10 protein-coding genes and 1 pseudogene are annotated in these 14,750 nt (G+C 37.1%); 1 reads left to right on the forward strand and 10 read right to left on the reverse strand.

Features of this window, described 5'->3' with window-relative positions; translation table 11 throughout:
- Positions 1–2,441: 2,441 nt before the first annotated feature.
- The 7 genes and pseudogenes from ACFX4X_RS23300 to ACFX4X_RS23325 form a co-directional block, all read right to left on the reverse strand.
- Complete coding sequence (locus tag ACFX4X_RS23300) at positions 2,442–3,149, reverse strand: SH3 domain-containing protein (RefSeq protein ID WP_377386897.1); 708 nt, start codon at positions 3,147–3,149, stop codon at positions 2,442–2,444.
- A gap of 997 nt (positions 3,150–4,146) precedes the next feature.
- A complete protein-coding gene (gene gnd, locus ACFX4X_RS23305; RefSeq protein ID WP_377386900.1) occupies positions 4,147–5,550 on the reverse strand; it encodes a decarboxylating NADP(+)-dependent phosphogluconate dehydrogenase in 1,404 nt (467 codons plus the stop codon).
- A gap of 78 nt (positions 5,551–5,628) precedes the next feature.
- Entirely contained in the window at positions 5,629–6,975 is a 1,347-nt protein-coding gene (locus ACFX4X_RS23310; protein ID WP_061461210.1) for a GntP family permease, read from the reverse strand.
- 18 nt (positions 6,976–6,993) lie between these two features.
- Positions 6,994–8,538, reverse strand: coding sequence for a gluconokinase (gene gntK / locus ACFX4X_RS23315; RefSeq protein ID WP_377386902.1), 1,545 nt, complete (start codon positions 8,536–8,538; stop codon positions 6,994–6,996).
- Entirely contained in the window at positions 8,531–9,262 is a 732-nt protein-coding gene (locus ACFX4X_RS23320; RefSeq protein WP_089364305.1) for a GntR family transcriptional regulator, read from the reverse strand. Before ACFX4X_RS23320 ends, gntK begins: the two co-directional genes overlap by 8 nt.
- Before the next feature lie 200 nt (positions 9,263–9,462).
- A pseudogene (locus tag ACFX4X_RS25570) lies at positions 9,463–9,628 on the reverse strand (IS6 family transposase); the annotation flags it as partial.
- Between the two features lie 409 nt (positions 9,629–10,037).
- Positions 10,038–10,166 (reverse strand): hypothetical protein, encoded by a 129-nt coding sequence (locus tag ACFX4X_RS23325; protein WP_286141072.1) that lies wholly within the window; start codon positions 10,164–10,166, stop codon positions 10,038–10,040.
- Positions 10,167–10,712: 546 nt separating this feature from the next.
- Here ACFX4X_RS23325 and ACFX4X_RS23330 point away from each other — a divergent pair.
- Entirely contained in the window at positions 10,713–11,987 is a 1,275-nt protein-coding gene (locus tag ACFX4X_RS23330) for an IS110 family RNA-guided transposase (protein WP_377386905.1), read from the forward strand.
- Positions 11,988–12,652: 665 nt separating this feature from the next.
- Here ACFX4X_RS23330 and ACFX4X_RS23335 read toward each other — a convergent pair.
- The 3 genes from ACFX4X_RS23335 to ACFX4X_RS23345 form a co-directional block, all read right to left on the reverse strand.
- Positions 12,653–13,363: a DUF421 domain-containing protein gene (locus tag ACFX4X_RS23335; protein WP_377386907.1), complete on the reverse strand. Its 711-nt coding sequence runs from the start codon at positions 13,361–13,363 to the stop codon at positions 12,653–12,655.
- A 296-nt stretch (positions 13,364–13,659) separates the two neighbouring features.
- The gene (locus tag ACFX4X_RS23340; protein ID WP_377386909.1) at positions 13,660–13,944 is read right to left on the reverse strand and encodes a hypothetical protein; all 285 of its coding nucleotides are present in this window, start codon (positions 13,942–13,944) and stop codon (positions 13,660–13,662) included.
- Entirely contained in the window at positions 13,904–14,485 is a 582-nt protein-coding gene (locus tag ACFX4X_RS23345; protein ID WP_377386912.1) for a cupin domain-containing protein, read from the reverse strand. The genes ACFX4X_RS23340 and ACFX4X_RS23345 overlap by 41 nt, the downstream gene beginning before the upstream one ends.
- Positions 14,486–14,750 lie beyond the last annotated feature (265 nt).

Genomic DNA, 14,750 nt, shown 5'->3' on the forward strand with positions numbered 1-14,750 from the left:
GTGGTGTCTTACTCATATCTTACTGAGGAGCCCTATTTTTTTCAAAGCTGAAAAATAACGCTCTACAGGAATGCTAAACGGGTGCATTAGCTGAAGATCGGAGCTGTCTTTAAGTCAGCTCTTTTTTATGCAAAAAGGGGCTACAAGTATTGATAATTTCATATAATATCCACCTTTTTTCTATTTCCATCTATATAACTAGGGCAAGGAAATTTTTTGGTAATTTATAAAAGTGTAGCTTTTAAACAAAGTTTGATCAAATTAATCCAAGAAACCTGATAAATGAATAAATAGAAAGGACATGTTTTGAAAAAAGATTAATCAAAACATGCCCTTATACTATTTAATTGGATTATTCTATTCTTTTATATAAGTTGATCTTCCATAATGGAGCAACTACAAACTCTCTGGTAAGTAATGGTTATACAAATTCTACTTTTTTATCAGCAAAAACAAATCGCCTTTAGAAGCTTCTAATTTTGTCGATATCTACTCAGAATTTGTAGATATTTCTCGGGAAATTGTTGAAATTTGAAAATGGTTATCCCGAATAGTTGGAACAAAGGAATTTCCACTTTTGATTTGGTTGCCTTAGGTTTAAATAGTTATTAACGAAAATTAACACCTGAAGATTGTATAGGGGACTAAAAAAGGGAATGAAACCTTTTTCTAATTGCAGTAATGTTTCGTAATGGGTCTTTTGTTGTTCAGTTTTAAGCTGTGACATATCGTTTGTCAGTTAGAGGTTCATTTTTACGCGTAGCTGCGAGTTCATTGGTTAATAACAATAAGATCTCTTTTAATTGAATGAGAACATGGGTTAAATATATTGTCATATGTATCGGGTATCGCTATCCCTTTTAAAAGCCTAACTTTGTCGATATCTACTCAGAATTTGTAGATATTTCTCGGGAAATTGTTGAAATTTGAAAATGGTTATTCCGAATAGTTGGAACAAAGGAATTTCCACTTTTGATTTGCTTCCATAATGTTTTTTTGTTGTTCAGATTTATGCTGTGACATATCGTTTGTCAGTTAGAGGTTCATTTCACGCGTAGCTGCAAGTTCATTGGTTAAAAACATTAAGATCCCTTTTAATTGAATGAGAACATGGGTTAAATATATTGTCATATGTATCGGGTATCGCTATCTCTGTTTCATTGGTTCCTTCTATTCTTTCTATTTCTTGATACAAGAGTCTTTAGCTCTATCGTTTAGAGGGTTGCTTGTATCGCGTAACGCTATAAGCGTTTCGATATCGGATTGAACGAAGATATGCCAATCGCCATCTTAACAGCTCCTATCCATTTCGCTCTAAGTTTTAAACATACCTTCGAATAGTGGATTTTGCCTCTCTATTTCTTATGCCACTTCCTTGGAAGAGGCTGCTCATTCATTCGGATGTATATCCTATCGTATATTGGACCTCCCTTTCTATTAAAGATGAAGGTTCTGTGGATTTATTTGTATGTTATATCGCCCAGCGATACGAAACACACAAAAGAACCGATCAGCCCCTTTCTTGAGGAACACTATTAAGGACATGGATCTTTCTGGAGTTGGAAACCGTTGTTTTAAGCTGAGACATATCGTTTGTCAGTGGATGTTCATTTCACGCGTAGCTACGAGTTCATTGGTTAAAACAATTAAAATCTCTTTTAATTGTTTGGGATTATGGGTTAAATTATCATATGTATCGGGTATCGTTATCTCTGTTTCATTAGTTTCTTCTAATCTATCTTTTTGTAGGTACACAAGGTCCTAGCCGTATCCTCTAGGGGCTTGTCCGTATCGCGTAACGCTATGACCGCTTTGATGTCGGATTGAATAAAGATAGGCAATCACCATCTTAAAAACACATATCCGTTTCATCTAAGTTTTGACCATACTTTTGACAGTGGGTGTTGCATCCCCATTTCTTCTTCCACTACCTTAGAAGAGATACTCGTTCATTCGGACGAACATAGCTTTTCTATTAAACCAAGTTATATCGCCCAGCGATACAAAACACACAAAAAAAAGAACCGATCACCCACTGTCTGGAGCAACTCTATTAAGGATGACCCTTTTTTTGAATGCAGTTTTCAACCGCCTCAACTCCATTTTATCAAACATGTTTTTTTTGCTTGCCTCAAATTGTGATTTTGTTTTAGATGCATATCGCTTAAACAAATCTCCAATGAATTTCAATTGAGCCTCTGTTTGCCTCTGGTAGAACTTGCGAAACATTGGTATCGCTGAGCGATTACATAGTAGGCACCAAATCCTGTAAAGTTGAAATACTCTTTCTTAATTCTGTGTTTCAGCTATGCGAATCATATATGTCACTATGCTTTTATCCATCATTATATATAAAAAAAAGATTTATCAAATGTTTCTACATCAATAATTTGCTTCCACAAATCATTAATCAGTTAGGCAAAAAAAACATGACAGTCACCTTATTTTCTGAATATGGAGAAAAGCCCCCACCATTTTTCTGAACGTTTTTGTATCGCTTCTTCTAAACGTTTATTAAATTCATTTTGTGAACTCCAGTCTTTTTTCTGTTCGTCCCGCATATTTTGTATTTCTTTTTGTAAGATTTCACTTTTTTGTTTTTCTTGCTGCAGCAATGTTTCGTAATGGATATTTTGTTGTTCAGTTAAGTGTTCAATTTTAGTATTAGTTCTTTGCGCTGAATTTCCAATACTAGAACTTATAACATGATGATCTTGCTGGAGCCGGGAAACCTTTGTTTTAAGCTCTGACATATCGCTTGTCAGTTGGACATTCATTTCACGTGTGGCTGCGAGTTCATTGACTAAAAACATTAAGACCTCTTTTAATTGATTGGGGTCGTGGGGTAAATTTTCATATGTATCGGGTATCGCTATCTCTGTTTCATTGGATCCTTCTAATCTTTCTTTTTGTTGAAATACAAGGTCTTTAGCTGTATCGTCTAGGGGCTTGTCCGTATCGCGTAGCGCTATAAGCACCCCGATGTCAGATTGAACAAAGATACGTCGATCTCCATCTTTCAAAAACTCATATCCATTTCTTTCTAAGATTTGACCATACTTTCGAACAGTGGGAGTTGCAATCCCCACTTCTTCTGCCACTTCCTTGGAAGAGAAAGCTCGTTCATTCGGTTGTATATCACGTCGCATATCGGACCTCTTTTCTATAACTAGTTGTATCTGTAGTCTACCTGACCTTAAATTTTCTGTCTAGATAAGTTTAGCCTATCCAGAAGTTGTTAGGGATACCGATAAGATTTCCTTTTCCTTTCTTCTGTTTCCCTATACGATTAGATCATCTATTCGCTTTCCTTACTTCTCTTGCATAGCCGCTATCTCCTATCTATCCTTATCCATTGTGGATGTTACACTTGGTTGGTCTTGGCGCCTTGCCCCGTGCCAAGCATGGGTGGGGTTGATAGAAATTCAACAACGATTAGGACATACAGATATTCAAACAACAATAAACTTCTATGCTCATACGACTGACTACATGAAAGAAAAGGCCTTCCAGCAGTTCAATAAACTGATGGAAGACCTTCACTTTAAAAATATTTACATGTTAAGGTGAGCATCCATTTTTAAATCCTGTTAACCCCCTATATTTCAAGGGATTTAAGCAATGATTACATCATGCCGCCCGTATGGTGAGAGTGTATAATATCTTTAACGATATGTGCTAAAAGTGTGTTATAGCAAGGTTTTTGCTAATCAGTGGTGTAACATCTTTAACGAGATTTTATCGTTTTCCGCTTGATTGCGTTAACAAATTGTTAGCGTGTCTTTCCTTACAAACATTCTTCATTTTTCCTTTCGAACTTACCAAATAAAGTTTCCAAATAAACTTTATGCGAATGCCAATTAAAAATTAAAATCCATTTTCTATTAACCATTTCATAATGCTTTCTTCTCTTTTCTTAATATCATTATGCATGCTCTACAGATGGCCGCCAGAGCCTTGAGTGATCGTATTATCTGCAAGCTTTTCAATTCCGATATACCGCATTTTTATCCGCATCTTTTGATACAAGAGCAGGAAACATAGAATTGTCAATCAATGACAAATTTTTCACAAGTTTATCAAATTTATTCATCTCAAATTCATGAACGCTTATTGAGAGATGGCTGTTTCTTTTTTCACTTTCTATCACTGCCAGTTTGTGTGAAAGACTCCTGCTAAATCACGTCGTTCATAGGTATGGGCTCCAAAATAATCACGTTGTGCTTGCAAAAGGTTAGCATTTGAGATGCCTTTTCGATAACTATCGTAATAAGTGAGTGAAGCGCTTAAACATGGAAACGAGATACCGGAGTTTATTCCCTCACAGACAACCTTTCGCAATCCTACCTGGTAATCCGTAACCTTTTCGGCAAAATATGGTGAGATTAGTAAATTAGCCAGATTCGGCTGCTCTTGATAGGCTTCGCTAATGACGTTTAAAAATTCTGCACGAATGATGCAGCCACCACGGAAAATCAGCGCAATATCCTTTAAAGGCAAATCCCAGCCGTAAAGTTCAGAAGTCATTTTATATTGAGTAAAACCTTGCGCGTATGCACAAACTTTTCCCATATATAATGCTTGTCTAATATAGTCAATCCACTCATTTTTATCTAATTTTTGCTGATCGTTCTCAGGGCCTGTTAGAATATGTTCTGCATTAACCCGTTCTTCTTTTAAAGCGGAAATGTAACGAGCAAACAAAGACTCTGTAATAATCGATGCTGGTATTCCGTTATCAATAGCTTGCATGCTGGTCCATTTGCCTGTACCCTTTTGTCCTGCTTTATCAAGAATCACATCGATCAAGGGTAAGCCCGTTATTTCATCTTTTTTCCTTAAAATTTCAGCAGTGATTTCGATTAAATAACTTTTCAGTTCGCCTTGATTCCAGGTTTCAAAGATGCCAGCAATTTCATTAACTTCCAAATGCAGCTTTTCTCTTAAAAATGTATAGGCTTCGGCGATTAATTGCATATCTGCATACTCAATTCCGTTATGTACCATTTTCACAAAATGACCTGCTCCTTTTGGACCGATATAGGTACAGCAAGGGTCATCATTTACTTGTGCTGCGATTTTTGTCAGAATCGGAGCTACTTTTTCATAGGCGTCTTTATCTCCACCCGGCATGATTGAAGGTCCTTTTAACGCCCCGACTTCTCCACCAGAAATACCAATCCCTAAGTAACTGATTCCTTTAGATTTCAATTCATCATATCTGCGTTCAGTATCTTCGTAATGGGAGTTACCGCCGTCCATGATAATATCGCCTGATTCAAGATGAGGAAGTAATGAATTGATCACCGAGTCGATCGGCTTGCCCGCAGTCACCATTAGAAAAATCTTTCTTGGAGTTTCCAGTGACTGAACAAAGTCTTGGATTTCGTAATACGGATGTAGCGACTGACTGTCCAAATTAGCAACAAGCTGATCCGTTAAATCTCTTGTGTAGTTATAGACAGCTACTTGTTCCCCCTTACTAGCCATATTTAAAGCGATATTACTGCCCATGACCCCTAAACCAATGACACCAATTGTATTGAACATTTAATTCTGCTCCTTTTGTGTAAGAATAATAGGCAGTAAATCCCTACAATAAGTGGGGGATTTACTGCCGGGAAAAGCCTATACAAATAAGCTTAGTAATAGAATAAATCCTAATCCAGCTACTGAAATAATCGTCTCAAGCAAGGTCCATGTTGCAAATGTTTCTTTCATGCTTAAACCAAAATACTCTTTAAACATCCAGAAGCCAGCATCGTTAACGTGTGAAGCGATTAAACTTCCCGCTCCTGTAGCAAGTACAACTAGAGCAAGGTTAACGTCCGTCTGACCTAACATCGGAATAACTAAACCAGCTGTCGTTAAAGCAGCTACGGTAGCAGATCCTAAGGAAATACGCAGGATTGCCGCGATGATCCAAGCAAGCAGGATTGGTGATAATGATGTTCCTTTGAATAATTCAGCTACATAGTCACCTACACCGCCGTCGATCAATACTTGCTTGAAAGCTCCGCCGCCCCCTATGATTAAGAGCATCATTCCTATATGCAAGATTGCTGAGGTACAAGATTCCATAATATCTTTCATTGGAATCTTTCTTGCTAATCCCATTGAATAAACCGCAAATAATAAGGAAAGCAACATGGAAGTACCGGCTTCGCCAATAAAACGGATAGCTGCCAGTAAACCATTATCCTCAAATCCCATTGTTTTTTGCATCAAAGTGATAATCGTAGCAATTGACATTAATATAACCGGAAGTAAAGCGGTAAATACACTGATTCCAAATCCAGGTGTGTCTTCAAGTTTAAAAGATTTTTGTTCTCCTAAAGAGGCAATGCTGCCTGTTTTCGTAAATGAGTCAGGTACTAATCTTTTAGCTATCTTTGTAAATACTGGTCCAGCTAAAATAACGGTTGGTACCGCAATGATGAAGCCGTACAGTAAAACCTGACCAATGTCTGCACCATATTCACCAGCGATAACGGTTGGTCCCGGGTGCGGCGGTAAGAAACCGTGAGTCACGGATAATGCCGCTACCATTGGAATACCAAGATATAATATCGAAACTTTTAATTCTCTTGAAATCGCAAATACGATTGGAATTAATAATACTAATCCCACTTCAAAAAATAACGCGATACCGATAATAAATGATGCTGCTACGACTGCCCATTGAATATTCTTTTCACCAAATTTTTTAACAAGGGTCATGGCAATGCGCTGCGCGCCGCCTGAATCTGCGATTAACTTACCCAACATCGCTCCAAGTCCAAAGATTAACGCTAAGTGACCAAGTGTTCCGCCTAATCCTGCTTCAATGGTTTTGACAATTCCATCAAGTGGCATCCCAAGTGCTAAAGCCACTCCAAACGACACAATGATTAAGGAAATAAAGGTGTTTAATTTTAAGCCCATTATTAAAATTAATAAAGCGACAATTCCTAAAGCGACAATAACTAATGGCATCGTAATTCCTCCATGTCTTTACTTTGCAGCATTTATTAAGTTTCTTTGATAATTCGCAACCTGTGTATATTCGCTTTCCAATACCCTTGATAGGTTAATAAAAATCGGCAGTAGTTGCCTATATTCTTTTACAGAATCAGCTATCGGTGTGTGCTTGTGGGTATTGCCTATCATTTCTGAAACTACTTCGAAGGACTCAATTTCCCCGGTGGCATATAACCCCAATATACAAGCACCCAGGCAGGAACTTTCGTAGCTTTCCGGAACCACGACTTCCGATTCGAAGATATCAGACATCATTTGCCGCCAAACAGCCGACCTAGCGAAGCCACCCGTAGCTTGAATTCGGGTCACGGGACCGTCCATGCATTCGGTTAAGGCTAAAAATACTGTGTATAAATTGTAAATGACTCCCTCTAGAGCCGCTCTAATCATATGTTCTTTCTTATGCGACAGTGTTAATCCGAAAAATGAACCCCGTACGTCCGGATTCCATAATGGTGCGCGTTCACCTGCAAGATATGGTTGGAATAACAATCCATCAGCCCCTGGTCTTACACGTTCTGCAATCTTGGTTAAAACTTCATAAGCGTCGATTCCGAGTCTTTTAGCTGTTTCTACCTCAGATGAAGCAAATTCATCGCGAATCCAGCGAAGGACCATCCCGCCATTGTTTACCGGCCCGCCAATCACCCAATGCTTTTCCGTTAAGGCATAGCAAAAGATTCTTCCTTTTTCGTCTGTTTTCGGCTCGTCAATAATCGTCCGAATCGCACCGCTTGTCCCAATCGTGACAGCGATTTCACCTTTCCGGATAGCGTTTACACCTAGATTTGAAAGAACACCATCACTTGCCCCAATGACGAAAGAGGTTTCTGGGTCAATCCCAATTTGTTTGGCTAAATCCGGATCACAGTTGTTAAAAATCTTTGTTGTTGGTACGAGCTCAGATAATTGACCACGCGTTATTCCAGCAATTCTTAGGGCTTCCTCATCCCAATCCAAATTTTTGAGGTTCAGCATGCCCATGGATGACGCAAGGGAATAATCGACAACATATTGATCAAAGAACTTTTTAAAGATATATTCTTTAATCCCGATGTACTTTTTAACATTGGTTGCAATCTCTGGGCATTCATTCACAATCCAGGTGATCTTGGATAATGGTGACATCGGGTGTATAGGTGTTCCGGTTCGTTTGTAAACTTCATGCCCATCTAATTCATCTTTTATTTTATGGGCCCAAGCTTCACTGCGATTATCTGCCCAAGTGATACAAGGGGTTAGCGGCTGGTCATTTTCATCCATAGCTATAACACTATGCATCGCACTGCTAAATGAAATGAATGATAGTTTTTTATCTGAATGCTGTTTCGTTATATTTGAAAAGGCTTTCAAAACAGCCTGAAAAATCTCCTCAGGGTCTTGTTCCGCCGTTGTCATATCAGGTGTGTAAAGAGGATAACCAATATTCTCTTGCTGAATGACATCTCCTTTTTTCGTAAATAATACAGCTTTTGTACTTGTTGTACCGATGTCTACGCCTAACATATAGCTAGTCATTTTCTTGTTCGACCCCTTTTGAAAGCATCTGTTGGGACATCCATAAGTCTTCAACTTTCTCTTGAACATCATCAAAATTTTTATGTAACGACTTAATCATAAGGTCTCGATCTTTTGTTTTGATCGCATCAATATAAAGTTGATGATTATTTATGATCCGTGTAAAGTCTTCATACTTTTCTTTAAAACGACTCCGCATGGATAGAAGAATCAAACTTTCCATCACAGATTTTAAATTATCCCAGATCATCAGGATGTAGGAATGATTGATGGACCGAATAATTGTTTCATGGAATATGACATCCTGATTGGAAAACTCATCAGCATCTCGGTACTTTATGGAAATTTTCATCATTTCTAATATTTTACTAAGTTCCATTACTAATTCATTCGTGTCCATTCTTACTAGCCGTTCAAATACAAACGTCTCGATGAGTAAACGCACATCATAAATTTCTGCATATTCTTTTTCTGTTAAACCAATGACAACCGCACCCATTCTTTCTAATCGGATGATATTTTCAGATGCCAGTATTTTTAACGCTTCACGAATGGGTGAGCGGCTAACACCGAAATCAGCAGCTAATTTATTTTCGGATAGGATGGTACCGCTTTCAATCATACCCGAAATAATACGCATTCTAAGTTCGGATGTTACACGATCACCAGCTGAAGCTTTTGAAAGCCATTTTACAGGATAAAGAAATTCCTTTGATTCGACCATAAATTCACCTTCTAATAGAGTTCAAGTACACTTGTATACAAGTATTATAATCAAAAAAATTAATAATGCAAGCGCTTTTTTTATGAATTTAACTAGATTCTCGTTAATAAAAGTCAAAGTTTATTGGGGAGTTTAGAAGGTTCTAGTGCAAAAATAATGAAATAGAAACATAGAATGGTAATATCCTGTTAACTTTGGGATTAAGCAGCTACTCCGAACAACTTATGAATCCCAATTCAACCTCATTTTGTGCAGACTTTGCCTGTTGATGAGATTGATTTTTTTAAACTATACGCTTACTTCGATACCATTCAAAATATAGGTGGCTGTTCGAAACGATTTCATTCCCAACATGGAATTTTGTCTTCACTGACAACAAATAAGAAAAGGCCTCCCATCAGTAGACTGTGGGAGGCCTTCTACTTTAAAGATATTTACATGTTAGGTGAGCATTCATTTCTGAATCCTCGTTAAACCCCTATATTAAGGGATTTAAGCGATGATTACATATCTATGTCGCCCTCATCATACTGGGCGTCAACCTCTGGGTTATAGTAAATCAGTTACATACACTGTTAATTTCTAAAGGAGGCATAATAACATGAATGAAACACATGTGAATTGGTTTGATGTAGGATATCAAATTACTATATTCATATTCATGGTTGCTTTAATTTCTTTCATTGTCTATTTGGTAAAAAAAACGTAATAAAAAATCTAACTCTTAATATCCAAGTTTAGAGATATAGTGGCTCAAGACACACTGGAAACGCCTTTAAGGCGGTGAAATATAGCCAAAGTTTTTCTTTACTTCACCATCGATATCGAAATCAGGCAGTTCCCGTAAACAACCATCTCCTAATGTCCCTTCTAAAAACTCTCTGTTTTTATCATTCGAGGCCATCCAGTGTTCGCATTGAGCAATGGTGGCTAGTTCTTTTAGATGGAATTGTGCTTTTGAATGAAGAGAAAGGCTTTTCGTATCGATCGGAGAAGAAATTCAATCCTAGTTATTCTGATAATAACCGCTAACCACTGGTATTCAAAAAGTCCCGCAAGATTTCATTCTGCGGGACTTTTTTGTAAGATGCCTTTCTCTTATCAAGGACTATTTTTTATTTTGTGGTTCTGGAAGTATGGTAGAGATGGATAAAGGATAGAGGACATTAACACCAGGAATTAAAGATTCTAATGTCCTCTAAGGCTTAGCCAAAAAGAATTTTATTATTTCCGCTAAAGTTTAAATGTAAAAGTTACAGGTGTCTTGGGGTTACCCGTTATTCCAGAATATGGCCCATTTGTTGAATAAAGATCAGACAGCACTCTTCAACTAAACTGCCCCGTTAGCATTCCTGTAGAGCATTAAATATCGGCTTTGAAAAAAACAGAGCCCCTCAGTATGATGAGAGTACACACAAACCAAAACTCATCTTAAGGAGGAAGCTCTACTATGAATTTTAAAATGCAAAACAAACAAAATCAACTAATTGAAAGAATCACGAATCGTCATCTTGTTGTAGGAATTGATATTGCACAACAATTTCATGTTGCTCGAGCTGTTAACTATCGAGGAATTGTGGTCGGTCATCCTCTAACCTTTGAAAATAACGATGAGGGATTTACTAAATTACTAAGTTGGATCAAAGAACTTAAACGAATAAACCGTTTAGACAAAGCCATCGTGGGCATGGAACCTACCGGTCATTACTGGTTGAATCTATCAAAATGGTTATTTGAACAAAACGTCGATGTTGTTACCGTAAATCCGCACCTTGTTAAAAGGAATAAAGAGAACCGAGATAATACCCAATCTAAGAGCGATAAAAAGGACGCTCTCGTCATCGCTGATATGATGAAAAATGGCTATTATACATTCATTCATCATAGCCCTGAATCCATTGAAAAACTTCGAGTCCTTATGTCTAACAGGGACATGGTTGTTAAACGTCTTGTCAGCTCAATCAACCAACTAAATCGCTGGGTAGATATCGTCTTCCCTGAACTACGTCAAGTCTTCAAAGATGTTACAGCGAAGGGAGCTATCGCAACCCTTCGTCTATTTCCTACTCCAGTTGAACTACGTTCCTTACAGACTCAAGATATCGTTAAAGGATGGAAATCGGTGATGAAAAGACATGCCGGTATTCCAAAGGCTCATTCACTGATCGAACTAGCGAACAAATCGGTTGGTACTAAAAAAGCTCTTGATGCTTATAAACTTCATTTGAAGCAATTGCTTGAGGAATACGATCTTGCGACCGCCCAACTTGAAGCAGTTGAACAAGAGGTCACAAACATACTCGTACAAATCCCTTATGCCGAAAAAATACTTGCGATTAAAGGAATTAGCACGATTACACTGGCTGGTATTCTTGGAGAATCAGGTGATTTAAGTGGATTCGCTCACGGCAATGCTTTATTACGTCACGCAGGACTGCACCTTTCCGAGGCAAGCTCTGGGAAGTGGAAAGGCCAAATTGTCCTATCCAAACGTGGAAGATCTCGACTCAGACGTTTTCTATTTCTTGCGACGATGAGCCTAATCATGAATAACCCAGAGTTCCAAGCCATTCACGCCACAAATGTTAAGGTGAAAAAAACAAAGAAAATGAAATCTGTCATGAAGTTGTGCGGTAAACTCGCGAGAGTTTTAGTGGGAATGGCCAGAACTGGATCTGAATATTCCCCAGAAAAAGTTTATCCGATCTCTCAAGATGCAGCATGAAACTTGCCTTTTGATATCGCCATTCACGAGCATTGGCTTATTCGTAGGATTTCAAAGAAAGCACGGAGTACTGGATGTATAGAACAAAAGGGCAATGACCCGTTCCGTTAGCAATACCAGACTCCACCCCTTGGATAGGCATGACGAAGGAATGAAAGGGCATATAAATATGACCCGTTGAGACATGGGAGGGAAAGCCTCTGAGGGTGTCGTGGAGAAAGCGTGCATTATATGGAATATTAAGGGATTTAGGTAAATCCTCTGTTTCCATCTGCCTTCATATTGCCCAAACGGTCAAATCCCCTTTTATTCCCTAATTCTTACTCTACCCAGTGGAATGAAATCCTGCGAATAAGCGAGCATTCGTAAGAAATACTTAATTAACTGAGGGAGTTCTATAAGATTTATTGAAGAGTTGACACAAACTGTGTGATGCTAATTCTTAGCAGATATATAAAATCACAGCAAGAATCCAACGATAATGTGAAATATAAGAACAGCGCTAATATATATGGTTTTCGCTGTTCTTGCATTAAGCAACTACGCAATGCCGCTTTAAACCTTCTATCAGCATTTGAAAGAGGGCTTGCTAGAAAATAATTTTACTCTCACACGATTACGTTGTCCCTATTATTTTTATACTTTACTTTTGTGTAAAGAAATAATTATTCTTTATCAATAGGGGAATGGATATGATCTCTAAATGTATCAACATACATATTACCATTGGCAGCCAGTACTGCATAAACAACATCATATTTTGATAAATTACGCTTTTTTAACTCTGATTCTAACCATGAAAACGTTATATTATTTTGTTCTAAATTCTCTTTTATTATTTCTCCATCCATAATAAGTTCAATAGGTAACTTCTGTTCAGGCATTACTGCAATCATCAAATCCTGTTTTGTTACGTTTCTAAATTGCGGCTTTTTTAGTACTGTTAACGTTCCATTTGTTTCTACTATTGCAAATAGAACCTCTTCAATGTTAAAAATATCTCTTTCCCTTAGTTGTTGATTTAAATAATCCAATGTATATCGCATTTTATTCATGTTTCCTTCTAATATTTTTCCATTTTGCATCACAATTGTGGGATCTCCAGCCAGAAATTTTCTTCCTTTTCTATTTTTTAATGAAATAACTGCAATCAGGAAAATAATTGCTACATATATAGTAAATGCAATAATTGTATGATGTACCTTAATAGAAGTATTAAAGGCTAAATTCGCTGAAATTGCACCTAGCGAAATTGCTGCAACAAAATCAAACATTGTCATTTGAGATATCGTTTGTTTACCTAATATTCTTGTTCCAATTAGTAATAAAGTGAAAGAAGTAATTGACCTCAAAATTACTTCGATATGTTCAGGCATTTCCCCACCCCAATTTTATCTATTTTAGTCATATCATATCCTTGATTTTAATTAATTAATTATTTATTTCATATTGTATTATCCGCTTTCACGATATATAAGAAAAAGACAGGTTTCCCTGTCCTCAACATTAGTATATTTCATATTAACTTTTCGATCCATTCATTATTAATAACAATTTCCACCCTCTGTTTTACCACTATTTGTGATCGGTTCACCTTGATAATTCTAATTCTACTCTCGGCCTTTAAAAGTGCTAAGGGAACTGTCCTCGCTTGCAGCATGATAGGTTCACTCTATTTATACATATTTTTGCTTTGCTGAAGAAGTTTGGATTCTCCTGTACGTTCCCATTCTTCTACTGTTTCATATGCTTTTTCGGGAGAATATCCTTTCCCCACAAGAACTCCCATTAGAATAAATTCTTGAAGAATGTGTGTAGCATTTATTCCTCTTTTAACATCCTCTAAACCTTCTTTAACCAAAAATTCTGTGTACTGTATCCATTCATCTGGAGTCTTGCCAGAAATAACTGTATTTCTATTGCCATGACCGTAAACTTCTTTCCGAAGCCACTGCATCTGCTTTTGTTACATGAACAGTACCAAACGGATGGTTAGGAGGAGCATAAATTGAGTAAAGTTTTAACGGGATATTACCTGTATTGGTTACATTGTGCCACGTTCCTGCAGGTATCATGATGGCAGAATCATCATAAACATTACTTACAAAGTTTAAGTTATCTTTTCTCTTTCCCATTTGAACAAACCCTTGGCCTTGTTCAATACGTAAAAATTGGTCAACGTTAGGGTGAATTTCTAAACCGATATCTTCACCAACTTTTAGACTCATCAATGTAACTTGCAAATGATTTCCTGTCCATAAAGCTGTTCGATAGGTATTGTTTTGTTTCGTAGCCTCATTGATATTAACTACATATGGTTTCGGTCCATAATCTTTTACCTCAATGTTATTTCTTCTATTTAATGATTGTACAAAACCCAAATGGTTAGCATCATTAGTATTCCAATAATCGGGCTGTCTTACATAGTTATACATTGGTCCATTAACATAATAAGGATTTTGATATTGATATGGATGGATATAAGGAACATAATACATTTTTCTCAACCCTTTACAGTTTATATAATTATCATATGTACTTGGTAAGGGAATGTACTTAACATTCAAGGTAAATTATAGAATGTCATTTTAGCTATTAAATTGCCTAATTGTTGAATAATTGTATTTTTTTATCTAATTCGAATGAATGATAATGTAAATTTTTATACATTAAAAAGACCACCAACTGAAGTGAACCCAAAAAGTTAGACACTTTATTTAATTAGGCAACCTTGAGGGCATGAACCCGGTAATCTACTGGGCT

The organism is Peribacillus sp. YIM B13481, assembly GCF_042787985.1.
Taxonomy (GTDB): domain Bacteria; phylum Bacillota; class Bacilli; order Bacillales; family DSM-1321; genus Peribacillus; species Peribacillus simplex_A.